The sequence below is a fragment of the Longimonas haloalkaliphila genome, from assembly GCF_055379825.1.
This window is the reverse complement of the sequence record NZ_AP043948.1, coordinates 1,404,850-1,430,294: the sequence shown is the minus strand read 5'-3', so window position 1 is coordinate 1,430,294 and position 25,445 is coordinate 1,404,850. Positions and strand designations below refer to the sequence as shown.

Annotated in this window: 22 protein-coding genes and 1 pseudogene; 10 read left to right on the top strand and 13 right to left on the bottom strand. The window is 57.8% G+C overall.

What is annotated here, in order from left to right:
- Window positions 1–42: 42 nt before the first annotated feature.
- The 3 genes from ACZ48V_RS05650 to rlmD form a co-directional block, all read right to left on the bottom strand.
- Window positions 43–1,098, bottom strand: coding sequence for an NAD-dependent epimerase/dehydratase family protein (locus tag ACZ48V_RS05650; protein ID WP_464542423.1), 1,056 nt, complete (start codon window positions 1,096–1,098; stop codon window positions 43–45).
- Between the two features lie 47 nt (window positions 1,099–1,145).
- Window positions 1,146–1,502, bottom strand: coding sequence for a four helix bundle protein (locus ACZ48V_RS05645; protein WP_464542422.1), 357 nt, complete (start codon window positions 1,500–1,502; stop codon window positions 1,146–1,148).
- A 364-nt stretch (window positions 1,503–1,866) separates the two neighbouring features.
- The gene (gene rlmD, locus ACZ48V_RS05640) at window positions 1,867–3,270 is read right to left on the bottom strand and encodes a 23S rRNA (uracil(1939)-C(5))-methyltransferase RlmD (RefSeq protein ID WP_464542420.1); all 1,404 of its coding nucleotides are present in this window, start codon (window positions 3,268–3,270) and stop codon (window positions 1,867–1,869) included.
- Window positions 3,271–3,568: 298 nt separating this feature from the next.
- Between rlmD and ACZ48V_RS05635 the strand changes: the two genes are divergently transcribed.
- Window positions 3,569–3,937, top strand: coding sequence for a hypothetical protein (locus ACZ48V_RS05635; RefSeq protein ID WP_464542418.1), 369 nt, complete (start codon window positions 3,569–3,571; stop codon window positions 3,935–3,937).
- A gap of 386 nt (window positions 3,938–4,323) precedes the next feature.
- Entirely contained in the window at window positions 4,324–5,091 is a 768-nt protein-coding gene (locus tag ACZ48V_RS05630) for a hypothetical protein (protein WP_464542417.1), read from the top strand.
- Window positions 5,092–5,201: 110 nt separating this feature from the next.
- On the opposite strand, the gene ACZ48V_RS05625 is transcribed toward ACZ48V_RS05630, so the two are convergent.
- Window positions 5,202–5,912 (bottom strand): response regulator transcription factor, encoded by a 711-nt coding sequence (locus tag ACZ48V_RS05625; RefSeq protein WP_464542415.1) that lies wholly within the window; start codon window positions 5,910–5,912, stop codon window positions 5,202–5,204.
- Between the two features lie 580 nt (window positions 5,913–6,492).
- Between ACZ48V_RS05625 and ACZ48V_RS05620 the strand changes: the two genes are divergently transcribed.
- Window positions 6,493–6,720 carry a hypothetical protein gene (locus tag ACZ48V_RS05620; RefSeq protein ID WP_464542413.1) on the top strand — a complete coding sequence of 76 codons (228 nt, stop codon included), beginning with the start codon at window positions 6,493–6,495 and terminating at the stop codon, window positions 6,718–6,720.
- A gap of 106 nt (window positions 6,721–6,826) precedes the next feature.
- On the opposite strand, the gene ACZ48V_RS05615 is transcribed toward ACZ48V_RS05620, so the two are convergent.
- Entirely contained in the window at window positions 6,827–7,354 is a 528-nt protein-coding gene (locus ACZ48V_RS05615; protein WP_464542411.1) for a ComEA family DNA-binding protein, read from the bottom strand.
- Between the two features lie 105 nt (window positions 7,355–7,459).
- Between ACZ48V_RS05615 and recO the strand changes: the two genes are divergently transcribed.
- On the top strand, window positions 7,460–8,227 hold the full coding sequence (gene recO, locus ACZ48V_RS05610) for a DNA repair protein RecO (RefSeq protein WP_464542409.1): 768 nt from the start codon (window positions 7,460–7,462) through the stop codon (window positions 8,225–8,227).
- Between the two features lie 66 nt (window positions 8,228–8,293).
- Here the strand turns inward: recO and rpiA are convergent, their stop codons facing one another.
- From rpiA to ACZ48V_RS05585, 5 genes are all read right to left on the bottom strand, one after another.
- The gene (rpiA, locus tag ACZ48V_RS05605; RefSeq protein ID WP_464542407.1) at window positions 8,294–8,986 is read right to left on the bottom strand and encodes a ribose-5-phosphate isomerase RpiA; all 693 of its coding nucleotides are present in this window, start codon (window positions 8,984–8,986) and stop codon (window positions 8,294–8,296) included.
- A gap of 181 nt (window positions 8,987–9,167) precedes the next feature.
- Complete coding sequence (locus tag ACZ48V_RS05600) at window positions 9,168–10,397, bottom strand: ABC transporter permease (RefSeq protein WP_464542405.1); 1,230 nt, start codon at window positions 10,395–10,397, stop codon at window positions 9,168–9,170.
- Window positions 10,398–10,446: 49 nt separating this feature from the next.
- Window positions 10,447–11,694 (bottom strand): ABC transporter permease, encoded by a 1,248-nt coding sequence (locus ACZ48V_RS05595; protein ID WP_464542403.1) that lies wholly within the window; start codon window positions 11,692–11,694, stop codon window positions 10,447–10,449.
- A 115-nt stretch (window positions 11,695–11,809) separates the two neighbouring features.
- Complete coding sequence (locus ACZ48V_RS05590) at window positions 11,810–12,256, bottom strand: GNAT family N-acetyltransferase (RefSeq protein ID WP_464542401.1); 447 nt, start codon at window positions 12,254–12,256, stop codon at window positions 11,810–11,812.
- Between the two features lie 121 nt (window positions 12,257–12,377).
- Entirely contained in the window at window positions 12,378–14,522 is a 2,145-nt protein-coding gene (locus ACZ48V_RS05585) for an ATP-dependent helicase (RefSeq protein WP_464542399.1), read from the bottom strand.
- A gap of 481 nt (window positions 14,523–15,003) precedes the next feature.
- Between ACZ48V_RS05585 and ACZ48V_RS05580 the strand changes: the two are divergent.
- The 6 genes and pseudogenes from ACZ48V_RS05580 to ACZ48V_RS05555 all read left to right on the top strand — a co-directional run.
- Window positions 15,004–15,762: pseudogene (locus ACZ48V_RS05580) on the top strand (ParA family protein); the annotation flags it as partial.
- 301 nt (window positions 15,763–16,063) lie between these two features.
- Window positions 16,064–17,026, top strand: a complete 963-nt coding sequence (locus tag ACZ48V_RS05575) for a ParB/RepB/Spo0J family partition protein (protein ID WP_464542397.1) — start codon at window positions 16,064–16,066, stop codon at window positions 17,024–17,026.
- Complete coding sequence (locus ACZ48V_RS05570) at window positions 17,019–17,711, top strand: DUF5683 domain-containing protein (RefSeq protein WP_464542395.1); 693 nt, start codon at window positions 17,019–17,021, stop codon at window positions 17,709–17,711. Before ACZ48V_RS05575 ends, ACZ48V_RS05570 begins: the two co-directional genes overlap by 8 nt.
- Window positions 17,712–18,315: 604 nt before the next feature.
- The gene (locus ACZ48V_RS05565) at window positions 18,316–19,590 is read left to right on the top strand and encodes an aminotransferase class I/II-fold pyridoxal phosphate-dependent enzyme (protein ID WP_464542393.1); all 1,275 of its coding nucleotides are present in this window, start codon (window positions 18,316–18,318) and stop codon (window positions 19,588–19,590) included.
- A 276-nt stretch (window positions 19,591–19,866) separates the two neighbouring features.
- On the top strand, window positions 19,867–21,006 hold the full coding sequence (locus tag ACZ48V_RS05560) for a GNAT family N-acetyltransferase (protein ID WP_464542391.1): 1,140 nt from the start codon (window positions 19,867–19,869) through the stop codon (window positions 21,004–21,006).
- Between the two features lie 67 nt (window positions 21,007–21,073).
- On the top strand, window positions 21,074–21,784 hold the full coding sequence (locus ACZ48V_RS05555) for an HAD family hydrolase (protein WP_464542389.1): 711 nt from the start codon (window positions 21,074–21,076) through the stop codon (window positions 21,782–21,784).
- A gap of 79 nt (window positions 21,785–21,863) precedes the next feature.
- Here ACZ48V_RS05555 and ACZ48V_RS05550 read toward each other — a convergent pair whose 3' ends face one another.
- From ACZ48V_RS05550 to ACZ48V_RS05540, 3 genes are all read right to left on the bottom strand, one after another.
- Complete coding sequence (locus ACZ48V_RS05550; RefSeq protein ID WP_464542387.1) at window positions 21,864–22,517, bottom strand: rhomboid family intramembrane serine protease; 654 nt, start codon at window positions 22,515–22,517, stop codon at window positions 21,864–21,866.
- A gap of 11 nt (window positions 22,518–22,528) precedes the next feature.
- Complete coding sequence (gene purQ / locus ACZ48V_RS05545; protein ID WP_464542385.1) at window positions 22,529–23,242, bottom strand: phosphoribosylformylglycinamidine synthase subunit PurQ; 714 nt, start codon at window positions 23,240–23,242, stop codon at window positions 22,529–22,531.
- Between the two features lie 395 nt (window positions 23,243–23,637).
- A complete protein-coding gene (locus ACZ48V_RS05540; protein ID WP_464542383.1) occupies window positions 23,638–25,176 on the bottom strand; it encodes an acyl-CoA dehydrogenase family protein in 1,539 nt (512 codons plus the stop codon).
- Between the last annotated feature and the right edge of the window lie 269 nt (window positions 25,177–25,445).

Genomic DNA, 25,445 nt, shown 5'->3' with positions numbered 1-25,445 from the left:
TATCCAGCTTTTCCAATAGCAGTCCCCGGCATCAATCCGGTGCTACAGCCAGCCCTCATCGCGATACCAGGCGATCGTCTCAGCCACCCCGTCTTTGAGCGCGATCGAAGGGCTGTATCCAACCTGCTCCACTGCCTTGTCGCTGCTGCACATGGTGGCGGCATACCTAATCTCGCGGGCTTTCTCCCGGTTTAATGCGGGATACGCCCCCGACAGCTTGCCCCACAGTTCGGATGCGGCACCGACAGCTCCAACCATGAATGTGGGCACCGGCACCGTAACCGCCCATGTATCCAGAGCCTGCGTCGAGGCCTCTTTCACCTCATTCCACGCATACGGGCGCAGGCTGCCCAGAAAGAAAACGTCATGCGCGGCCTCGGGTGCGGTGGCGCACTGGATCATCCCGTCGACCAGGTCGCGGACGTGCACCAGGCTCACCGCCGGATCGCTCCCTCCGCCGACAACCGGACACACGTGGCTGTTCACCGCCTGGAAGAACGTGAGGATGTCGCGGTCGCGCGGCCCGTAGACTGCAGGCGGACGCACGATCGTGATCGGTAGTGTATCCCAGTACGAGGTGGGCATCTGATGCGTGCTGTGAAGCGCCTTTTCCATCTCGGCTTTGCTTCGCCCATAGCGACTCACCGGCTCCAGCAGAGCGTCTTCGGTAGCAACCCCCTCTGCGCCGCGTCCGACCGCAGCAAGACTGCTGGTTACAAGCACACGGTCAAGATCAGGGGCGACCTGCTTAATTGCTCCCAGCAGGTTCAGCGTGCCCCGCACATTGGCCTGGTAAAACGCATTCCAGTCTTCAGCGCGTGTGATTCCTGCCACGTGGTAGACCTCGTCAACGCCTCGCAGTCCCTCCCACAGCGCTTCTACGTCTGTCAGATCGCCCCGTACAGGCGTGATGTCGAGCGGGCCCAGCCACTTCTGTCGCGAACGCACCAGGCACCGCACCTCATCGTACCCGCGGTCGAGCAACGCCTCTACCAGATGACTACCCACGAAGCCTGTGCCTCCAGTAACGAATGCCGTTTTCGATTTCGGATTAGACGATTTCCGATTTCCGGTTTTGGAGTTTGGGTTGGGGGCCATCGTGGATCGTAGATGGAAGATGGAGGATTGCAGTGAGGGTTATTCCGTCACTTGGAAGGTGCGGAGCAGAAGGTGTCGGCACGCTGAATCATGCGCTGAAGCACGCCGCCGATCTGTTGGCAGGCGGTATCGAGCGTCTTGTATTCGGCTTCGTGCAGATAACCACACATGCGGGCATGATCAAGCCAGGCCTGTGTTTCCATCGATTCGCCAAGTGCTATCTTGATCTTGTTTGCGAAAGCAGCCTGGTATCGCCGCCGTGCCCAAGCTTCATCCATCATCGCACTCACGGCACGAGAAGAGCGCCTGATCTGGTCTGTTAGTGAGTAACGCTCCTCTTTTGGAAAAGAGAGTGAGCGCTGGAAGATTCGTTGGCAGTGGACAGACGCTACGTGATCAATCAATTGGCCACCGGAGTCTCCTATCAGTCGCCCCCCCTCTCCCTACGGGTTTCTCTCCCTTATCCAAGGGGGAGATGTCCACAGGATCACGCCTGCGGCGAAGCTCGAAGACAGAGGGGGTTTCAGCGAACCGTGATGAAGTAACCTAACATGGCAATCACTTACCATTGAGCTGCTACCGATTCGTTTAGCTTCTCGAAGCACTCGGCGATAGACACGCAAATCGCGAAAGCTCTGTATTGCGGCCATGATCGAATCGCTGCGAAGGAGAATGGGGGTAATCTGTAAGAAGACGGACACGCCGGGTTGTGTTACCATAACGTCGCTATCCCTCTATCCCCCAAAACCGGAAATCACCAATCCAAAATCAGATCGCTCGCAGCGATACCACGTTCTCAATATGTGGCGTGTGCGGAAACATATCGACGGGCTGCACAGCATCTATCTGATACACGTCGTGCAGGCGGTCGAGGTCGCGCACCTGCGTCTGCGGATTGCAGCTCACGTACACGAAGCGCTCAGGACGCAGCGATTCAATCTGAGACACTACCTTCTTGTGCATCCCGTTGCGCGGCGGATCGACGATAAGCACGTCGGGCGTACCGTGTGTACCCACGAAATCATCGGTGAAGACCGTCTTCAGGTCACCAGGCACAAACGTGCAGTTCGCAGCCTCATTCTGAGCCGCGTTGGCACGCGCATCCTCCACCGCCTCTTCGATAAGCTCAACCCCGACGACCCGCTCCACAGCATCCGACAGAAACAGCGAGATGGTGCCAGCGCCGCAGTACAGATCGTAGACCGTATCGGTAGGGCGCAGGTCGGCCATTTCGCGGGCCACCTCATAGAGCCGCTCGGCCTGTCGCGTATTGGTCTGGAAGAACGACTGCGGACTGATCGTGAACCGGTAGTCGCCGATCATGTCGTTGATGGTGCCGGGGCCGAAGACCGTCTGCGTGTCGCCCTCCACGTTGTGAGATTTGCCCATGTGGTTGGTATCCACAAAGGTGGTGACTTCCGGGAAGTCGCACTGCAAGAAGTCGGCAAAGGCATCGCGGCGCTCGGCATTGCGTCCGTAGGTCACGAGGTTCACCATCACGTCGCCGGTGCACTTGCCCTCGCGGATCACAAGATGGCGCAGGTAGCCTTCCTGCTCGCGGATATTCCACGGTTCCCAGCCTTGCTCTTTCACGAAGTCGCGTACGCCGTTCACAAGACGCGCGCTGAACTCCGATTGCAGGTGACACTCCTGCAGGTCTATCACCTTGTCGTAGTGCCCCGGCGCATGCATCCCCAGCGCAAAGTCGGTATCAAACTCTTCGCCCGTGCTGATTTCATCGGACGTAAGCCAGCGGTCGGCGCTGAAGTCGAAGTCCATTTTGTTGCGGTAGTAGAACGGGTCGTCCATTCCGATGACCGGGGGCACCTCTACACCATCAAACTCGCTATGATGCGCAAAGGCTTCCTGCACCGACTGCTGCTTCGCCTCCAGCTGGGCTGCGTATTTCACATGCTGCCGGGCGCATCCGCCGCAGGTATCGGCATAGCGACACCGGGGCTCGGTGCGCTTATCGCTGGGCTCGAGCAGCGTATCGAGTTTTGCCTTCGCAAAGTTCGATTTGGCCTGGTAGATATACGCCTTCACGCGATCGCCTGGGACGGCATCCTCTACAAAAATTACGTAGCCATCAAGCCGGGCCAGCGAGGCCCCCTTATCGGCAAACTTTTCGATGTCAAGGGTAACGAGGTCGCCGCGGGATACGGAAGCCATAGGCAGAAACAGTTGTGTACAAAAGACAGAACGCCGAATGCAATATGCATCCAGTGCAGCGTCCTGTACGCGGACACGCGGCGCGGCGTTGCAGACCGTGTTACGATGGTGTGTACACAGCGATCTGCTACGAAAAATGATTGCACCTTCGGGTACTACCCACTAATATGAATGCCGATATTACAATATTGTATACGTATATATTAAGATAAAAGCGCAGTTATCCACCATACTCATAGGCTTCCGGAAAGGAACCGATGATTACGCCTGTTCGCGCAGATGTAAAAAGAAGTCACTTATGGCTAATTCAACTTCCACTGACACGTTGAGCAATCTTCGGAAGATGCGTCTACTGTTTTCTTCCTTGCTGCTCATCCTGCCCATTCTGGGATGGATATCCGGTGTTGATCTTATCGGCTCTGGGATCATAGGCTGGCCGGTTTTAGCACTGTTCGTCATAGCATTTGGACGAGGATTTGAACTTGGCAGCCGACGCAGCGGAATCACACTCAGTATTCTCGGAATCGGGCCGGCCGTCGCACTGATGTCTCAGATCCTCCAGCCAGGCACCATCAACCCTATCGCTCTCTCGCTCTACGTAATTGCCTCGGTTTTTGGTGGATATCTATCAATAGTGTGCGTGAGGCGTTTACGTACTTCAGACTGACGAGCAAGGCCTCATCTATTATTTCATACTTGAATAGTCAGTTCTGCACCTACTTCCTTCTGCCCAAAGATACGTCAGGAGGGCTGCATCCCGAAGCGATATTCCAGAACGACATATAGGATATCCTGGAGCGGTGAATGTCGATTTCAGCATACTGGGCTCACTACGATGTCATTTACGTTATTTACAGCGCAACGGTGCAACAGATGTTACGATGGTATGCCGATGGATGCACAGGGATTGCCCCTCTTGCAAAATAAAGAGCCCCAGCATAGATTATATAGTACTTGTAAAAATCTCTGCTCTATCTGTCGTAGATCAGTCTGGGCTGTGGCCGATGAGCATATACATCTCAATTATCTCAATAGACCAACCAGTCACTTGTCATGCGGTACCCGCTTCCAGCATACTGTTATCTCGTTTTACTAACTTTTATTCTTATCCTCAGCGGCTGCGACTCGGTAGACTCTGCGGAAGACTTGCCTGATCCATATGCTGACATTCAGGTAAGCGATCCAATTAGTGCAAGCATTGACGGGCAGGCGGCCCTGGGGGGATCCGGGTCGTTTGACGAACAGGGCGCGATGGTCTTTCCATTTGACGACCTTGGATTTACGCTCACGGCCATCCAACTATTTGGCGAGGACGACGGAATCGCCCACAATCTCTCGTTTGTATATATCGGCGAGGACGGGCTCTCGGAGGGCACATATGACATTGGCCTCGACCTGCCCTGTCAGGACCTAACAGATTGCCGGCAGAGCGGGCTCTTCTTCAGTGAGCGTCTGATGACAAATTATGTGCGTGCAGCCTCTGACTCACTTCACAACTATGTGCTACAGAATGGAACGCTTACGGTAGCGCGTGCCCGTGATGAGGTGATCGAGGGCACGTTTGCCTTCGAAGCGGCCATAGAAGTGAGTACGTCAAGAAATGACTTGGAATCGTTTTACGATTCACTCCGGACAAATCCGCCCACGGGCGAACGCCGATACGAAGACATGCCGGAGTTTCCCCCGCAACATCGTGAGCCTCTCACACCGCCTGCCACCATCGAAGGGTCTTTTGCAGCCACGCCGGGCGAATTCCCCAACACGATGGGAAGCTCCTTTGGCTGGATAATGCAAGGCGGCATCTTTGGCAGAGCGCAGTAGCACGGACGCACACGCCCTCACGTAGCACCGCTCAACACGTAGTGAACCAGTGGAAGCGCCGTCCCATTGGAGCGTCGCTGCAATTGCCGCGTTGCTACAGTGGCTGTGCCCTACACCGAGAACTTGTACCCGATGCCATACACCGTTTCGATGTAGGTCGGATCGGTTGGATCAGGCTCAATCTTTTTCCGGAGCGAGGCCACGTGCCGGTCAATCGTGCGCGTGGTGATGTCGCCGCTGATGCCCCACACGTCGCGCAAGAGCTGCTTGCGGCTTACGGTGCGCCCGCGGTGCTCTATGAAGTACTCTAAGATATCGAACTCCAGCGTAGTAAACTCAACCGTCTCTCCGTTGCACCGTGCCGTCTGATTCTGAAAGTTGACCTCAACATCCCCAAAGCTAAAGCCGTCTCCGTCGCCGTCGCCTTCCTGGCTTCGGTCCAGCACCGCACGCACACGGGCAGCCAGCTCTTCAGCATCAAATGGCTTGGTCACGTAGTCGTCGGCGCCCAGTTCGAAGCCACGCAGCTTGTCGTCTTCGCTTCCCTTCACCGTAAGCATAATCACGGGCGACTTAACGCCGGAATTACGCGCTTCACGCAGGATTTCAAAGCCGGTCTTGTTCGGGAGCATGACGTCCAGAATCACCAGGTCGTACGGCGGAAGCGTTGTGATCTCTTGCAGCGCTTGCTCTCCATCGGCAACGCGTGACACATGGTAGCCCTTCAGATCAAAAAACTCCTCAAGTCCTGCGCCTACTTCTGGGTCGTCTTCTACAATGAGCAGGCGAGGGACGGTGGTAGTAGATGAAGTGTTATACATACCTACATGCATTAAATGACGGCATTGGCTGGTGGTTGAAAGCCGCTTTTCGCGCAAACAATTCTACGTTAAAGTGTGCAGAGCCCTGTATAATCGGCCTCGGTACATGCACACCAGCAAGGTCATTTCTCTCAACCGCATGTATCAATCAATACACACCGCGCATGTTCGCCCAATTATCCTCTAAGAGCCTGTTTGGGTTTTGGTTTGCAGGCGAGAGCGAGCGCCGCTGAAGCGAAAATTGGACCCCGATGGAGGTTCGTAGCCGGGGCTACGGGCCGACATCGGGGGCAATTTGCACCAGGGGCATGACCTTCGGCCCCAGTCCAGTGCCGCCGCTCGGAGCCCAAATTAAGAAATCAAAACAGGTTCTAAAACGTCGTGCATAGCCTGGATTGCAGAACATGACATAACATGACCTCTCCTCGCCGCTTAAGCCGGAATACCGCACGACCGCAGGGGCCGCCACGGGTCGTTATCACACAACGGCGCTTCCACAATAGACCCAATAGAACGCACACACGGCTGCATCGTTAGATACCTCGTAACCGAACTCTTTTTCATAATCCCTGCTGCCCCTATGGATGCACAGTTTTGGATGATCACGATCCCAACGCTGGTTGTCTTCTTCACGCTGGCCGCGCTGCTGCTTGTGCCCATCTGGCGGTTTCTGGACCGCGAAGAGAAGGTGAGCGAGCGCTGGACCCCCGAAACCGTTAGCGATCGCCTGCAGGAGCACGAAGAGCGTTTGAAAGCATACGAAGCGCAGAACGCTCCGTCCTCTTCACGTAACGATTCCGACGAGTAGCCGTCTCGCTGTGTATTGCTGCCTGGCCCTTCGGCTTATCTCGTGCTGTTTGGTCTGGAAGGATGCGAACGCAGTGCCTCTCTGCATATTCTGAGCGCGTACCCGTCTATGGAATCTGGATTACAATGTCGTCTTGGATGCGCTCAACCGTCTTCGGACCGATGCCCGACACGTTTTGCAGCTCTTCTACCGACCGAAACGGACCGTTTGCATCCCTATAGCTAATAATGCGCTGCGAAAGCGCAGGTCCGATCCCCGAAAGCCGTTGCAGCTCGGTCGCCTCCGCAGCATTCACGTCTACAGGAGGCAGCGGGGCTGCTGCCAGCGGAGATTCCGCTTCGTACTGCGCAGTGCTCGCAGCTGTAGCGGCCCCGGCCACTCTTTCTCCCCTATCTGCATATCCGAACTCCAGGTTGCCAATGCTGGTGCCAATGCTGGCATCGGAACGCGCCCTATCCGTGTGTACGGTGTCTGCTTCGGGCCACACCACGTGGTCTGCCAGTGGCGGGATCTGCTGCATCCGCCAGTGCTGCACTCCGGCCCCCAGCATCAACAATCCAGCCAGCACCAGCACGACAGTCGTTTCAATAGCTGTAATCGCAACGTAGCGTTGTATCTTGTAGAGCCAGCGCATCCCTCAAACAGTTTCTGTGTGGTGGACGTGTACAGTATAGTGACACTGCAGGCTGGCTGCCCGTAACGTATCTTCGTCCATCGCCCCGTCTTACCACGCACGCTCATGGCTCAGCGAGAAATTATCCGGACAGAAGCGGTTGTGCTTCGCGGACTCGACTACAGCGAGACGAGCCGTATCGCTACGCTGCTCACCGCGGCGCAGGGCAAGGTGTCGGTGCTTGCCAAGGGGGCGCGGCGAACGAAAAGCAAGTTTGGCGCCACGCTGCAGCCAATGGCCCACACGCAGGTCGTCTACTACCACAAGCCTTCGCGCAGCTTGCAGATGCTCAGTGAGAGCAGCCATGTGGCGACCTATGACCACCTCAGCAATGAATTGAACAAGATCACGCTGGGCTTGCGCATTGTAGAGCTCACCGATGCGCTCCTGAGCGCCGAGAGCCGCCAGCCTCAGATCTTTACGCTTTTGGTGCGTGTGCTGCACCGCCTCGATGCCGAGATGGACCGCCCCGAAACGCTGTGGCCGTTTTTCCAGCTTCGACTGGCACAGGCGCTCGGACTCGCCCCCGCGATACGGCGCGAGCGCGTCGAGGCTGTAAATGAAGAGGGCTGGCTTTCGCTTGCCGACGGGGGCGTGTACCCAATTACAGAACGGCCAAGCAGCGCACGGAAAGCCCCCCGTGCGGCCCTACGCGCCTACGCAGTTCTCGCGCGGGCCGATCTCGACACGGTGCTACGCATGGAGCTTACGTCCAGGCAGCGCCGCCATGTACAAGAGCTGGTAGATGCATACCTGCGTTACCACTTCGACGAGAGCATCCCCAATCGCTGCCGCACCGTGCTGGCCCAACTGAAGCGGCCTCCTGCACGGTAGTCCAACTTGGGTAGCAGAATGGGTAGCACACCCGGTCGGCGCTTGCAGGGGCAGCTGGCTGTGCTGCTAAGGTCTCGTGTGCGTCACGTTTCCATCGGCCTCGCCGCAGATTACATCGGTAGCCATGCCCAGGAACAGTCCGTGATCCAAGATACCCGGATGGTCGTTCAGTGTCCGGTTGAGCGCCTCCGGATCTTCGATGCCGTCAAAGTAAGCGTCTACGATCCAGAGAGCCTGGTCGGTAATCACCGGACCGTCTTTGGCCTGCCCCATGCGCAGTTCGGGGCGTCCGCCCAGCTCCCCGATGAGGCGTTGCACCGGCCCCACGGCCATCGGCACCACCTCAATGGGCACCGGACACTGACTCCCGAGCGTATCCACTTCTTTCGACGGGTCGATCAGCACCGCGAAGCGCTCGGCAGCATGCGCCACGACCTTCTCTCGCGTGTGCGCCGCCCCGCGCCCCTTGATGAGCCGTCCCTGCCGGTCTACCTCGTCGGCCCCGTCGAGCGCCAGGTCGAGGCGCGGCGTATCGTCGAGCGTGGTAAGGGGGATGCCGTATTGGTGTGCGAGGCGCTCCGCCGCAAAAGATGTTGGCACCCCCACCACGTCCAGGGCCTCCTTCTGAATGCGCGCCCCCAGCGCTTCCAGCGCACAGGCCGTAGTCGAGCCGGTACCCAGCCCCAGCATCATTCCAGATTCAACGAGATCGGCTGCCGCGGAACCGGCGGCTTGCTTGGCGGCGAAGGCGTCAGACATTCGTACAGGACATTGGGAGGGAGATAAAGCGTGTTGCGTGCTTTTTCTAACATCCTCGATGGATTACGCAACCGCAAGCGGAGATCCGGCAAATAGCGCTGTAAATGGCGCTGTGTCGCAGCAAACTGATCCAGCCCCTGCTCATGCCAGCCCCTGCTCATGCCAGCCCTACTCGTTAGCCCTACTCGTACCGGAGCGACTCGATCGGATCGAGGCGAGCAGCTTTGTAAGCCGGGTAGCCGCCAAACGCCAGCGCAATGACCGTCACACCGAGCACCGCCCCCATGGCCCAGTCCCATGGAAAGGCCATCCCGATCTCGAAGTAGACGGCAACCAGGTTGCCAAAGAGCCCCCCCAGCACGATACCAACCAGCCCCCCGATCTGGCACAGCACGACTGCTTCGAGCAGGAACTGCCCCAGCACGTCGCGCTTCTTGGCTCCAACCGATTTGCGGATGCCAATCTCGCGCGTACGCTCGGTCACCGACACCAGCATGATGTTCATGATCCCGATTCCAGCCGTTATTAGTGCGATCAGTCCGATACCGGCCCCTGCGATAGTCAGCGTGGCGGTAAACGCGTCGAAGGTGCTGCGTGCCGACTCGTTGGTCTCAATCTCGAAGTTGTTGGATTCCCCCGCATCTACACGCCGGATGACACGCATCTGACTGATAATCGCATCCTGTGCCGCAAGCATCTGCGCATCGTCGTCGACCCGCACGCTCACGCTGTTCATGTCGCGGCCCCCGTCGCCATAGGTCGCCAGAAGGTGCGTGATGGGCGCGTAGACGCGTGAGTCCGGATCGAGGCCGAGGAAGCCGCCTTTCTCTTCGAGCACGCCCACGACCTCCAAACGCACCCGGCCAATGCGTATCTCGTTGCCAACCGGGTCGGTATTCGGGAAGAGCGTTTCTGCCACCGGTGCCCCCAGCAGCGCAACCGGACGGCCGCGCGCCACGTCTTGCTCGGTGAACGGGCGGCCGCTTTCAAGCGAGAACCCGAAATTATCCAGAAAGAACTGATCGGCGCCGTGAAGCTCGATTGCAGCCTCTGTTTCAGCAAACCGCGAGCGTGTGCGTTCGCGGCTTGCAAAACGGTTCAGCACCCCGATATCGTAATCGGCTCCCACCCGCTCGCGCAGCGTCTCGACCTGGTTGTACGTAATCGGTGGCCGGTACGTGCGTCCGCCACGCGGCCCGACGAACTGGGCCCCGTGACGCTCTACCGAGAACGTGTTGGTCCCGTACTGTTGAATTGACTCCTGGAAATAGGTGTCGATCACTTCAACGGCTGTTACCGCGGCAATCACGGCGAACACGCCAATCACCATGCCTAGCAGGGTGAGGGCCGAGCGGGTAATGTTGGCCCGCAGCGAGCGCAAGGCCGACCAGAACGCTTCAATCAAACTCACAGGTACAGGGGGATTCGGAGCGGAAGGAATACGAAGAGGGAGATGGGGGCTACTCGTAACGGAGCGCCTCAATCGGACGCGCTTGCGCGGCCTGCCAGGCGGGCGCAATGCCAAAGAGGATGCCAACGCTCACACAGATGCCGAACGCCAGTACGACGATCTGCACCGGCAGCTGGGCAGCAAACCCGAGTCCTTCGCTGATGAACGTTGTAAGGCCATAGGTAATGCCCACACCGATCGCACCGCCAATCAGACAGACGATGATAGCCTCAATCAAGAACTGCAGTAGGATGGTGTAGCGCTTAGCTCCTACGGCTTTGCGGATCCCGATCTCTTTCGTACGCTCTTTCACCGACACAAACATGATGTTCATCACTCCGATGCCGCCCACGACCAGCGCAAGCGCCGTCAGGAAGATGCCCACGCCGTAAATCGCCAGGCGCACCGTGGAAAACGATGCCCGGATCTCGTCTTGCTGGTTGATCTCGAAGTTGTTGGCATCCATCGGATCCACCTGACGAGCTGTGCGCAGAATGCCGGTCAGTTCGTCTTCGGCAGCTGGCATCAGATCGGTGTCGCCGACTTTTACCATAATGGTGATGCTGCGCCACCGGCTCACGCCGAAGACGCGCTCAAACGAACGGAACGGGATGATCACGGTGTTGTCGTGGCTCCCATCATCTCCAAAGAGCCCGCTGCCTTCGCGCTCCATGATGCCCACTACGGTGCAGGGGGCGATGCCCATACGCACCTGCTGGCCGAGGGCGGCCCCCTGTGGAAAGAGCTCGTCGGCGATGCCCGCCCCGATCACACATACGTTGCGCGCACCGCGCTCGTCGGCATCGGTCAGAAATCGGCCTTCAGCAAGGTCTACCCCTCGGATCTGTCCGTACAGCGGGGTAGAGCCCGTGATGGAAGCACGCGCCGAACGGTCACGATGGCTCACTGTGCGGCCTGTGCCGGCCATTGGCGCTACAAAAGACGCGTAGGCCGACTGTTCTTGAATCGTGTTGACCAGGTCGACGGAGATAGCAGGACGGTTGGCCATCTCCCACCAGTCTACGTTGACGTTTGCCCCCCACGGAAACTTGCTCACGTACATCACATCGGCCCCGAGCGAGGAGAGCGTTTCTTCAAACTCCTCGTTGACCCCGCTAATGAGCGCGGCCATGAGCGTGACCGACACAATGCCGATGATGATGCCAAGCGTAGTGAGAACCGAACGCAGACGATTCGCCCAGATTGCATTCAATGCAATACGCAGGCCTTCTACGAGGTCGAATATGAAACGGCGCACGAGCAGAAGCAGATTGGTGCAGCAGGAGGATTCGATAGCAGCACCCGACCTACGTGTATCCTGAAACGATAGTTACAGTCCCATCTATGAGCCGGCCGCTTTGTGCTGCAGGGTGTTACTCCGGAAAGGAGCACGCGAAGCGCAGCCGGTAATCTTCGTGTTCGGCATTGTATCCGGCTTTCACCACCTGAAAGCCTTCGTTCAGCGCCAGGATCGTCATGCCCGGGTGCTTGTTCGGGAATGTATCGAACACAAACTCCCGGTACCCTCGGCCGCGCACCGCATCCAGCATCGCGTGCAGCAGCGCACGGGCCACCCCCCGGCGGCGCACGTCGGGGACGACCCCGCCTTTCGCGCTGTAAAACACTTCTTTACGCAGACGATAGCCCACTTTGAAGCCCGTGGGGGCCCCGTCCAGCCACGCCACCAACATAAGCAGATCGGTCCGTTCGAACGAGCGAATCACGTGCGTATCCCCAAAGATGCGCTGGTTAAGCTCGCGAATGATCTTACGCTCTTCTCGCGGCACTTCTACAATTCGAAGCGAAGCCGATACGTCCATGGCGAGGTCGGAAAGCAGGGGGAGGGCGGCAAGACGCGTAACGGGGGTGCTGTAAAACAGCGTGGCGCAACAAGTTGCACAATCATATTACCAGACGATGCAAGGCTCTAAAGAGAAGGCCCTAAAAAGGGAGACCATCGTCGGTGCTGGAGGGGGAGGAGTTGGAACGTTCCGGGTCGGGGCGTTCCGCATCGGCAGGGCCGGACTCTGGCGATGAATCTGCTTCGGGCAGGGATGCCGGACCGGCCTCTTCGGATTCGGTCAGCTGTTTTTGAGGCGGCCCCTCGACCAGCTCTACCGGCTCCAGCACCGACGGCGGCACGTCTTCTATGAACCGACTGGGCGATGCCATCGTGTCGCCGTAAAAACGCTGCGTTTGCAACATCGGATACGAGATGAAGAGGTTTTCCTCGGCTCGGGTTACCGCCACGTAGAGGAGACGGAGCTCCTCATCGAGTCCTTCCGGCTCGTTGAGTGCGTACTGTGAGGGCAGCGTGCCATCAACTGCATGAATCAGAAATACGGTATGGAATTCCAGTCCCTTCGCAGAGTGGATGGTCGAAAGCACCAGCGGCGGCTCGTCGTCATCGGTTCCCTCTTGATCGAGAGCCGAGAGCTCGATCGGATCGAGGGTAAGGTCGGCCAGGAAGCGCTGACGGCTCTCGTATCCGGCTGCCAGATGGCTCAGCTGCTCCAGGTCAGACGCGCGCTTCGGATAGTCGTCGGGGTAGGCGTCTTCGAAGAGCGGCGTGTAGTAGGTGAGTACCGCGTCAATCTGTTCGGGGAGCGGCGTCTCATCGGGGCGAATGCTTCGCAGGGTGTTCAGAAGACGCGTAAGCGTATCGAGATATCGCTGCGCGAACGGCCCTTGCTCGTCGACGACAAACGGCTCCCGATTGCCCCCGGTGAGCCAGTCGATGAGCGACTGTGCTGTTTTGGGACCGATGCCGTGAATCAGCTTCAGGATCCGGTTCCAGGCTGCGGCATCGTCTGGGTTTTCTGCCACGCGCAGATGTGCAAGCACGTCTTTGATGTGTGCTGCTTCATTCAGTTTAGTGCCGCCGTACTTCACATATGGAATGTTGCGGCGGTTCAGCTCGATCTCTACATCGTATGCGTTGTGACTGCTTCGGAAGAGCACAGCCTGATCGCTCAGTGGCACGCCCTGCTCGCGCAGCTGTGCTATCATCTGACCGACAAACTGCGCTTCCATCGACGTATCGGCTGCCGGTACAACGGCGGGTAGCTCCCCTTCGGTATTCTCGGAAAAGAGCGTCTTGTCGTACGAACGGTCGGCGCTCTCGATTAGATGATTGGCAAGCTCCAGAATGGGCTGCGTGGAGCGGTAGTTCTGCTCCAGCTTGAGCACGCGTGCCTCCTCGTAGAGCTTGGGGAAGCGAAAGATGTTGCGGAAGTCGGCGCCCCGGAAGCGGTAGATGCTCTGTGCATCGTCTCCTACGGCGGTAACGTTGCCGTGGACGGAAGTGAACTGCCGTACGAGCTTGGCCTGAAGCGCGTTCGTATCCTGGTACTCATCGACCAGCACGTGGCGGCAGCGAGACGCCACCTGCTGGCGCAGGTCGTCGTGCGTGGCGAGCATCTCATGGGTACGGCGCAGGAGATCGTCGAAGTCGAGCATATGATGCTCAGCCTTGTAGGCCCGGTACGTCTCCTGCAGCTCGCGCAGGTCGTCGTGCAGGTGCGTAAACTGCGGGTACTTTGCCTCGAGCACCGAGGCGAGCGAGCGATCGCGGTTCACGGTAGCCGAGAACATCGACTGGAGCGCGCGCTTGCTCGGAAAGCGGTCGTCGCGCTCGGTGTACCCGCCCCGGGTCCGGAGCATCGACAGCACGTCGGCTGCATCCGACGCATCCAGAATGGTAAACGTTTTCGCGAGGTTGATAACAGGTGCGTGGCGACGCAGCAGCTGTACACAGAAGCTGTGGAAGGTACCGCCCTGCACGCGCTGGCATCGCCCGTCGAGCAACGAGGCCGCGCGTGCCATCATATCGCGTGCTGCGCGGCGCGTAAAGGTGAGAAGCACAATGGAACGTGGGTCGAGTCCCGTCTCGACCAGGTACGAAAGCCGGTACACGAGCGTGCGCGTCTTGCCTGTGCCTGCCCCCGCAATAATCAGAAGGGCTCCGGGATCGGCTGTAGCCGCTGCGTACTGCTGATCGTTAAGCTCAGCGCGATAGTCAACCGTAAGCTGGTCGGGCGCAGGCGTGTCAGAGCGGTCGGACTGTAGGACAATGCGGCGGGCCATAGAGCGGGGAGAACCCTGGGAACGAGAATAAGAAGCTGCGCAACACGCGATGCAGCCGATGGTATGGAGGATGTAGCATCGTTAAAAATTACTTCGACCTGCACAGGGGTGATCCCGAAGTGATCTCACGTGCGCAGTAATGCCTGTGCTTGTACGCCGCTTGCCCACCGCTGTATGTAGCTTATATACAATGCGATGTGCAATGGTGTATGCAATGCTATATACAATGCGATGCTGCTACGTGGCAGGTGCGCTGCGCATCCCTTCGATAAAAACAGACCGGCTGCGGTGGACATTGCGGCTGGTTGTGTTGTAGGTTACAGGTAGTGTATATGGTTCGCGTTGCGCTCGTTGAGACCGGCACCGCTCTGTGAAGCGTCCTGTGAAACGCCACGAGCTCTACGCGTCTCTCCTACACGCGCCATCTCTGACGACCAAAATCACGCTGTATACGGGTTGCATTGAATAAGCAAGTTGCCTTATGGGAAAAGTCATAGCAGTTGCAAATCAGAAGGGAGGCGTTGGCAAGACAACGTCTGCCATTAACCTGGCGGCGTCGTTGGCGGCTACTGAGTACTCCACACTGCTCCTCGACATTGACCCACAGGCGAACTGTACTTCGGGCATCGGGGTAAACGTAAAAGACGTGGAGGCGTCGGTCTACGAGGCGCTTACCGGGCAGGTCGATCCGGAACAGGCGGTTGTAACCACGGAGATCCCGTTTCTCGACCTGATGCCGAGTCACATCAATCTGGTAGGAGCCGAGATTGAGATGATCGAGGTGGATGAGCGCGAGCGGATTCTGTCGAAGGTGCTGAAGCGCCTGCGTAAGAAATACGACTTCGTGGTCATTGACTGTCCGCCCTCGCTCGGCCTTCTTACGCTCAACTCACTGACCGCCGCCAACTCGGTACTGATTCCCGTACAAGCCGAGTACTTCGCCCTTGAGGGCCTCGGCCAGCTGCTCAACACGATCAAGATCGTGCGCCAGCACCTGAATCCGGAGCTGGAAATTGAGGGTGTACTGCTCACTATGTTTGACACGCGGCTCCGCCTTTCGAATCAGGTTGCGCAGGAGGTGCGTCGCTACTTTGGCGACAAGGTGTTTGAAACGATCGTGCAGCGCAACGTACGCCTTTCGGAAGCCCCCAGCTTTGGGAAACCCGTCATTCTGTATGATGCGTCGAGCAAGGGCGCACGCAACTATATTGCGCTTGCACGCGAGATCATCGAATCTAACGAGGCCTTTCTGGCTGAGAACGGCACGATGCTGGGCGGCACCGGTGCAGAGACCGACACACGCGCTGCCAAGAACGGAGCCCCGTCTTCCTCTCCCGCCTCCTCGCAGCCTGCAACGCCGGACTCTTCGAAGAAAGCAGATTCCCCTTCGGCGCCTTCCAAGCCGAAACGTTCGTCGACTCCGGCAAACGGGTTCTCGCTCTCCAGTTCGTAACCACAGTTTGTTTCTGACGCCCCGGCATGCGCCGTGCTCTCGCTCGGATGCACCGGTAGATCACCGTTGACTTTGAGAATGTGCACTTATGGCAAACAAATCTGCTCTTGGCCGTGGACTTAACGCGCTGCTGCCCGCCGACGACGAAAACGATGCGTCGTCAGATTCGGGTACGGTACGTCGCAGCAAACTGTATCAGTTTGAGGATGAGGACGATAAGAAGCTGGTCGGGCGCGTAGCGGACGTAGCTATTGAGGCAATTCGTCCGAACCCGTATCAGCCGCGTCAGTCGTTCAGTGAAGATGCGCTCGATGAGCTGGCGGCCTCCATCGAACAGCTTGGCATCATCCAGCCCATTACCGTGCGGGCGCTGGGCGACGACCAGTTTGAGATCATCTCTGGGGAGCGCCGCTGGCGCGCCGCACGCCGCACCGACCTGACCCATCTGCCCGCGTTCGTACGTAATGCCGACTCGGAGCAGATGCTTGAGATGGCGCTGGTCGAGAACGTGCAGCGTGAAGAGCTCAACCCGATTGAGATTGCGCTTGGCTACCACCGTCTCATGGACGAGGTGGGGCTTACCCAGGCCGAGGTGGCCGAGAAGGTTGGAAAGGGCCGTGCCACCGTGGCTAACTTCTTGCGTCTTCTGCGGCTTCCTCCTCGCATCCAGGCTGCGCTGCGCGATGGCGAGGTGGCCATGGGGCACGCCCGTGCTCTGGTGTCGCTCGACGATCCCGAGGCTCAGCGTACCCTGATCGATGAGGCCATCAGCGATGACCTCTCGGTACGCGACGTAGAGCAGCGCGTGCGCGACTGGCGGGCTGCTCAGGAAGAATCCGAACGCGCCTCCGAGTCCGACGTGCCCGACGATTCCTCCCCGTCATCCCCCAACCGCACCGAACTGCAAGTCGAAGACTACCGCAAGCGGCTGCGTTCCCGTCTCAGCACGCAGGTGCGCATCCACCATAAAAACGACGGCGAGGGACGTATCGAGATTGCGTATTACTCCGAAGACGACCTGGAGCGATTGCTTGACCTGTTGGATGCCTAAACTTCGGATGCAACTCGGGATTCCCACACGCCGCGTCCGCCCCGCTTCTGTTCTCCCTGTGTATGCCTTGTGGCGTATCGGACAGCTAATCGGTGGCGTGATACTGCCTGTGGTGCTGCTGATGGTGCTGCTGGCGCCGGCCGCTCTGGCCCAGCCTGATAGCGTACGTGCGGAGATTCTGCGCGAACGCGGCTATCCTGAGAACCACTCGCCTCGTGGCGCCCTATGGCGCGCGGCCGCTCTGCCCGGGTGGGGACAGCTCTACAACCGTCAGTACCTGAAACTCCCCTTCGTGTATGGCGGACTGGGTGGGCTTACGTACTATGCGATCCGTAACCACGACCGGTATCTGCTTCACCGGCGGGCTAACCAGTTTGTCGTGGGACGCGACGACAATCCAGACGGAAAAAACCCCTTCGCGCAATACGAAGCCCAGTACGACGAAGTCATCGACCGATTCAACCAGGAGGTCTCGGCCCAGGTCATCCGGCAGCAGCGCGATGCCTACCAGCGACAGCGCAACCTTACCATTATTGGCACCGGTGTCTTCTATGCGCTCACAATTGTGGATGCGTACGTGAGTGCCCACCTGCTCACCTTTGACGTCGGCGAAGGCCTATCAATGGACTTGGGGCCAGGTGCTATGCAGCCCTCCGTTCAGGCTACCGTGCGAGTTCGCCTCTAACGGCACGCTATATCAAGTACCCTTGTTATGGTCCTCTTGTCTGTTATCAGGAATTGAGCGTCCAAACGGAAAAGACACCAAGCTGCTCTACTTCTTGTGAAAGGCCATCCAAAACATCTCTCCGAGTACCTCTCGTTACCTTTTACATACTTTCGGCTCGAACCCTGCATTCCTCGCCCGTTGTATAGCGAACTGTGTGTTGCATTTCTTTTGGGGATGCACCACACTGCATTACACGTTGACTGACCCTTTATTTTACAACGTTTTATCGCTTGATAAGCGAGCATACCTATCTGCCGTCTAACCAGCCCGCACAGAGTACAGGCTCTCTAAGCAAGGTCTGCTTCGAGTTGCCCGGTGGGTTACAGTTTAAGATGCAACCTGGTATGTTACGTAATCCTTAAATAAGGGCTGTTACTTTCCGGGAGGCGTGCGCGTCTGTACTAATATGCGTACGCAAGTTAGTCAGCCCCCACATACCTGACTTCCCCGTTTGCATATGCGTAACGTCTCCACAGCTTGCCAGACGAAGGCTTGCTCTAAATAGTTGTTACGCCACGCTTGAAAGACGCGCTGCCACTGCCACACGTTGCTACCGCTTTATATGTCTGATTCTTCCTCTAACGCCGCACAAACCGACACGGCGGTTCGTCCCTCGCTCTTTGACAAATGCCATAAGTTTTTCGACCCCTCCGGCGATTATGCGAAGGCCAAAGAGGCGGACCTATACCCGTACTTCCGCCCGATCGAGCGCAATGATGGCACCCATGCCATCATGAACGGCGATGAGGTCGTCATGGCAGGCTCCAACAACTACCTGGGGCTCACGTCAGACCCCCGTGTACAGGAGGCTGCCGCCGACGCAATCAAAACGTATGGCACCGGATGCACCGGCAGCCGCTTCCTCAATGGCACGCTCGACCTGCACCTGGAGCTTGAGGAGCGCCTGGCCAACTTCATGGAGGCGGATTCGTGCATCCTGTACTCGACCGGGTACATGACGAACCTCGGGGTGGTGCAGGCCATCGCCGGAAAAGGAGACTTGATCTTTTCCGACAAAGATAACCATGCCTGTATCGTGGCCGGTACGCAGATGAGCTTCGCGGAAACGCGGCGCTACCGCCACAACGACCTCGATCATCTGGAGCAGATGCTTGAGCGCGAGTACGAGCGCAATCCCGATGCCGGCAAACTGATCGCTACCGACGGCGTGTTCTCGATGAGCGGCGAAATTGCCAAAGTGCCACGCCTCATCGAGCTGGCACGTACCTACAACGCGGCTCTCATGCTCGACGATGCCCACGCCATCGGCGTTATTGGCCCGAAAGGGCAGGGATCGGCGTCCACGTTTGGCCGGCTCGATGACATCGATCTCATCACCGGTACGTTCTCGAAGAGCTTCTCCTCGCTTGGCGGATTCTGTGTCGGTGATGCAGATGTTATTGAATACCTGCGCCATGAAAGCTCGCCCCACATCTTTAGCGCATCGATGCCCCCGGCCAACGTGGCAACCGTGCTGAAATGCCTTGATATTCTGGAGCAAGAGCCCGAACGGCTGGAGCGCCTGTGGGAGATCTCGGACTACATGCGCGAAGGCTTCCGCGATCAGGGCTTCGATATCTGGGATAGCGAAACGCCTATCATCCCTGTTGTTGTTGGCGATATGGAGACTTGCTTCCGCTTCTGGCGCGACTTGCTCGAAGAAGGGGTGTTCGTGAATGCCGTAGTGCCCCCCGCCGTACCACAAGGACAGTCGCTGATGCGCACTTCGTATATGGCCACTCATACCGACGAAGATCTCGACCGGATTCTTGATGCCTTTCACACCGTAGGCACCAAACACGGCGTCATTGGCACCAATGGCTCTTCAGCACAATAAGAGCCTGTTTTGATTTCTTAATTTGGGCTCCGAGCGGCGGCGCTGGACTGCAAACCAAAACCCAAACAGGCTCTAAAACCTGGGTGTAAGCGCACCTGTCGTTGCACGTGCCCTTGATTCATACACCATTTCTTGCGTTTTTGCACGCGCCTCTGTTTGCTTACAGAGGCGCGTGTTTTGTTTTAAGCCCATCCCTGTTGAGTGCCTGTTCAGCCCGTGGTGGCTATCTGGCATCTTGGCAGAACTCAGCTTTCTTGTTCTCTCCTACCGGTCCTCATGGCCTCTTCCTCGATTCGCATTCGCTCGGTTTCTTCTTCCTCAGACCGTGCCGCCTTCATCGACTGGCCCTACCAGTTCTATGCCGATGACTACCCCTACTGGGTACCGCCGCTCCGACGCGAGGAACGCGCTACACTCGACCCCACCAAGAATGCATTCTTTGAACATGGAGAGATCGAGCTTTTTCTTGCGGAGGACGAGCAGGGCACTGTGCGCGGACGCATTGCGGCCATCGTGAATGGCATGCACCTCAAGAAGTACGACGATGGGACAGGCTTTTTCGGCTTTTTTGAGTCGGAAGAAGATCCAGCCGTGAGCACAGCCCTCTTTGATGCGGCTGCTAATTGGCTCCGCGACCAGGAACTTACGCAGATGCGCGGCCCTGCAAACCCCTCGCTGAACGACGTTTCCGGACTGCTCGTCGATGGATTCGACCGGCGGCCGGCAATTCTCATGCCGTATAACCCTCCGTACTACGATGAGCTTATGACTGCGTACGGCTTCGAGCGCGTCATGACTATGTGGGCGTATTACGCCCACAAGCGCTATGCGAAATACGAACGCCTGCGGCGCGGCGTCAATATCGTAAAGCGCCGCACGCCTGGACTGGAGGTGCGTACGGTCAATCCCGACCGCCTGCAGGAGGAGGCTCGCACGCTGCTTGACATCTACAACGAGGCGTGGTCAGAGAACTGGGGCCACGTACCTATGACAGATGCCGAATTCAATCAGTTGGTTGATGGCCTGAAGCAGATCTACGATCCCCGCCTCGTCTACTTCGTAGAACACGAGGGCACCCCCGTTGCTTTTGCGATCTCACTGCCCGACATCAACCAGGCGCTGCAGCATGTTGACGACGGTCGTCTCTTTCCCACCGGGTGGTGGACGCTGCTTACGCGCGGCTACTATGGCATCAGTGAGCTGCGGATGCCACTTATGGGGATTCGAAAAGCCTATCAGGGCAAGGGACTTGACGTGCTTATGGTGCTTGAAACGATGGAGCGCGGCCCGGAATACGGCTACTATGGATGCGAAACCAGCTGGGTGCTCGACACCAATGAGCGCCTGAAGAACGCGATCGAATCTATCGGGGCTGTGCGCGACAAGGAGTACGCGCTCTTCGAATGCGCACTATAGGCCCTCCTGACTATCTCTGTCATTCACGCCGTTACTCACGCTTTCTGCACTGCCCCCCTCCGCTTTTGTGACCGACTCCGCTTCCATCCAGTTCATTTATTTTGACCTTGACGACACGCTGCTTGACCACCGCCACGCAGAGCGGGCTGCCCTCGGCGATGTTATTGAGCACTTTCCTGATCTGTTTACGGGCCATCCGCTCGACGCTGTACACACCACCTACCATGAGATCAACGCTCCGCTGTGGAAGGCATATGCATCCGGCGAGATCGAAAAGTCGTTTTTGAAGGCGTCTCGCTTTCGTCGCCTCCTGCAGGTGCTTGGCTCCGATGCTACGCGCAGCGCAGCCGTCAACCAGTACTACCTTGCCCGATACGCAGATCATTGGCGGTACGTGCCGGGGGCACATGCTGCATACACCCACCTTGCCGATGCTTACCGGGTTGGGATTCTAACCAATGGATTCGCAGAGATCCAGTCGCAGAAGATGAAGCAGTTTCCTACGCTGCAGGAGCGAGCTTCTTCTGTCGTTATCTCTGAAGAGACAGGCCACCTCAAGCCGCATCCCGCCGTTTTTACCTATGCCGCTAACCAGGCCGGTGTGGCTCCCGAGTCGGTTCTGTACGTGGGCGACTCATACAGATCTGATGTGCAAGGAACGGCCCGGGCCGGGTGGCGCGTAGCCTGGTACGTCCGTGGCGATACAGACGCGCATCCCGTTCCACACGGATTCACCTTTTCGTCGTGGGATGCCCTGTGCACGCGCCTGGCGCCGTAGTCACCATATCCTGCACATCACTACTCCGTCCGTACCTCGGTGACCCAGCGGTATACTATGGTGCGCTACGCGGCGTGCGCTACACCAATGTCATCATTGAGTCGATGAATGAAGACAGCGCACGGCCATCAAGCGCAATGGTGACCAGTATGCCCGCGATGGCACCGCCGATGTGCGCTTCGTGTGCGATCCCGCCTGCCTGGTCCTGTCGCTCGTTCTTCTGAAACGCATAGATCGACCCGACGACGTATCCCACCGCAAACAGTACAGCTGGAATGGGCAGAATAAAGAAGAGGTAGAGCATCTCCAGCGGGAAGAACAGGCAGAAGCCAAATACCACACCGCTCACCGCCCCCGATGCTCCAATTGCTGCATATTGGGGGTCCATGTAATGGTAGGTGAAGGTAACGGTGTGTGCCAGAATCTCACAGAGCACATAGAGCATGAAGAACTCCAGCGATCCCAGTATGCCTTCGAGAATCGGCCCAAAGAAAAACAACGTGATCATGTTTACCGCCAGGTGCGCCACGCTGCCATGCACAAATCCCGCAGTTAAAAAGCGGTAGTACTCATCATTCTCAAAGATCCGGTATGGCTGAAACGAGAGCGGGCCGAGAAGACGTGGGTTTACATATAGCACGTACCAACTCACCGCGATATTGGCAATGAGCAGCGACGTAGTTACGGGAACGTCGAACAACGAAATCGGACCGTCGAAGGGCATTTCGACCATAACAATTGGGGTCAAGCTGTGGCAAAGGCTGTGTTGGATGCTGCTGCCTGCAGCGACTCAAACAGCGGAAGTCCATCATCAGACCCGAGTAGCATCTCAACATGGCGCTCTGGATGCGGCATAAGGCCCAGCACGTTGCGCGTCTCATTGCAGATACCGGCGATGTTCTGCATCGACCCGTTCGGATTCGCCTCCGGATCTACGCGTCCTTCGGAATCGGTATATCGAAATACAACCTGGTTGTTGGTTGCCAGCGCAGCCAGTGTGTCGTCATCGGCGACGTAGCGCCCTTCACCATGGGCAACCGGGAGAGAAAGTACACTTCCGGGCGCATATTGGCTTGTGAACGGGGTGTCGGTGCGCTCCACCCGTACCGAGGTGGGCTTACAGACAAACCGGAGCGACTCGTTGCGCGCCAGCGTGCCCGGAAGCAGTCCGGCTTCGCAGAGCACTTGAAACCCGTTGCAGACCCCGAGCACGTAGCCGCCGTCATTTGCGAACGCTGTTACCGCCTCCATAACCGGCGAAAACCGGGCGATGGCTCCAGAGCGCAGGTAATCTCCGTATGAGAACCCACCTGGCAGAATGACTACGTCGAGATCATCAAGGTCCTTACGCTGATGCCAGACAAACTCGGCGTCATCGCCAAGCACGTGCTTAACAGCGTGGTAGGCATCGTGATCGCAGTTGGATCCAGGGAACGTGACAATTCCGAAGCGGGCCATGGGCATGGGGGCGCGTGAGTAGAGGAACGGATAAGCACGGAAAAGCGCTCGCAAAAGTCGGCCTGTGAGGCCTATAAGAAGCAGCTTGCAGAGCGTCTCCAGGCGCAACTTGAGTGTGGGCAGTTGTAAGCGAGCTACAGCGACAAAAAACAACGGTACTGGGACGTGCCATCCGACCGCACGCGGCCCAGGATACATGTTCAGACGCTGTCTAATTCTGATCTAAGGTACACAATACGTACAGAAGGATGCGTACGCAGTGCCCGTGAAAACCTCATGAGCCTGCCACGCATCCTCCTGCACGTTACCATCGTATGGTTTCGCCGTGTACCTTTGCTGCTACGGCGGCGTTACTGGCACCGTGTCGTTTGGCAGCATGGTATGCAGCGCGGTCGTTACGCATCCACAAAGTTCAGCCAGCTGCTTTCGTCATCGTCGTAGGCATCGATCGCGAGCGGTTCTGTCTGCGTCTCGTATGAGCAGAGCAGACTGCGCACGTCTTGCACGAACACGTTGAGTGCGTTGGAGATCAGGTCGCTACGGAAGCCGCGATCGCCCAGCTCAATGATGTATTCCATAACCGCCACGCGCCCGAGTGCACGTCCGAGTTCCACGCTCTTCCGCTGCGGCAACGTAGACGCATCTACGGTAAAGTCGAAGGCGCCGTCGAACCGGTCGGCAGCACGCTTCAGCGGAGCAAAGTCGCTCATGAACGCACCGAGGTTCGACACCTTGGCACGACGCATGTGCTTAAGCACCGTGTCGGTGATCTGCTGGTAGAGCACATCGTTCGACCCCTCAAAGATCTGGAACGGACGGCTATCCACGGTGGCACGCCCGGCAGGATGGTCGAGCCGGTATCCCTGTCCGCCCGAGAGCTGCAGGAAGGACTGCGCTGCGTCCTGCATCAGGTCGGTTACAACGGCTTTGGTTGCGTTGGGCCCGAGGTTGTCGGAGGCCATATTGTTTTCGATGTGCGCGGTTTCGCTGGTATGCAGGCACATGGCCGAGCAGGCTGTGAAGGCGGCCTGGATCCACGCCAGCCGCTTCTGGACCTGGTCGTGCTCGAAAAGCGACTTCGCGCCGACATGCCGCTCTTTGCAGTGCGCGAGCGAATCGTCGAGAATGCGCTTCAGAAAGCCCATCCCCATTCCCGGAAACTCGATGCGGCTGCGGTGCAGCGTATCGAGCATCATTTTAATACCGGTGCTTTCCGGTTCCAGCTTGTGCATCTGTGGAACCGTGAGATCCAGTTTGTTGCGTCCATAGGGGATAAGGTAGAGCCCCAGGTTCTCATAGATCTCCTCCACATCGACCATCTGCTCCGACTGGTTCATGTCGGCAATGAAGAAATCGATGTCGCGGCTAAGCTGTCCGCTCGACGACTTGCGGCGTGCTGTGAGCAGCCAAAAGTCAGCCCACCCGGTCAGGCCGGCCCAGTGCTTGGTACCTTCGAGATGATAGCCCTTCTCCGTTTCAACATATGACGTCTGCATATTGAGGGCATCCGTGCCATAGTCGGGCTCGGTGATCATGAGCCCGCCCATGTTTTTGTCTTTCAGGAAGCGCTCGAAGATCGGGCCTTTCACCTCTTCGTTAGCATACTTCGTGACAGGCTGCAGAAACAGCGCACCATTGATACCAAAGGTAAGCGAGAGTGCAAGCGATTCATAAGAGGCGGCTGCCAGAACGGCCTGGCATTCGTGGACATGGCCACCTCGCCCGCCGTATTCTTCAGGGATGAATGTTGCAAGCGGGGTCGCCGACTGCACTTCACGCATCATATAGGGCGGCAGACCACGGTTCACGCTCACCGCGTTAAAGTCGCCCCGCTCACGGAATACCGTGCGGAGCTTCTCACGAAATGTGTCAAGGAACGACGCAAAGTCGACCGACGAGCGCACGTCGTCGGAAAGGTACGGGGCAATGCTCATGGGTCGGAGCAGGCTGTTCGGAATATGGTACGTATATGTAACGGTACAGCTAATCCTCTCGAAAGATCGCCCAACCGGGCGGTGATAATCCACGAAGTCGAAATAATCTCTGTATAATCAACGCCAGGCACCATAATCACAGAAAGTGAGGCGCGCTCCCACAACAAATATGGGGATGCCCGTATGGGCACCCCCACATAATATAACTGTTCAGCGGCTAATGGCCGGCATCAGCCCGCACGGGTCGATAGCTGCATCTGTACAGGACC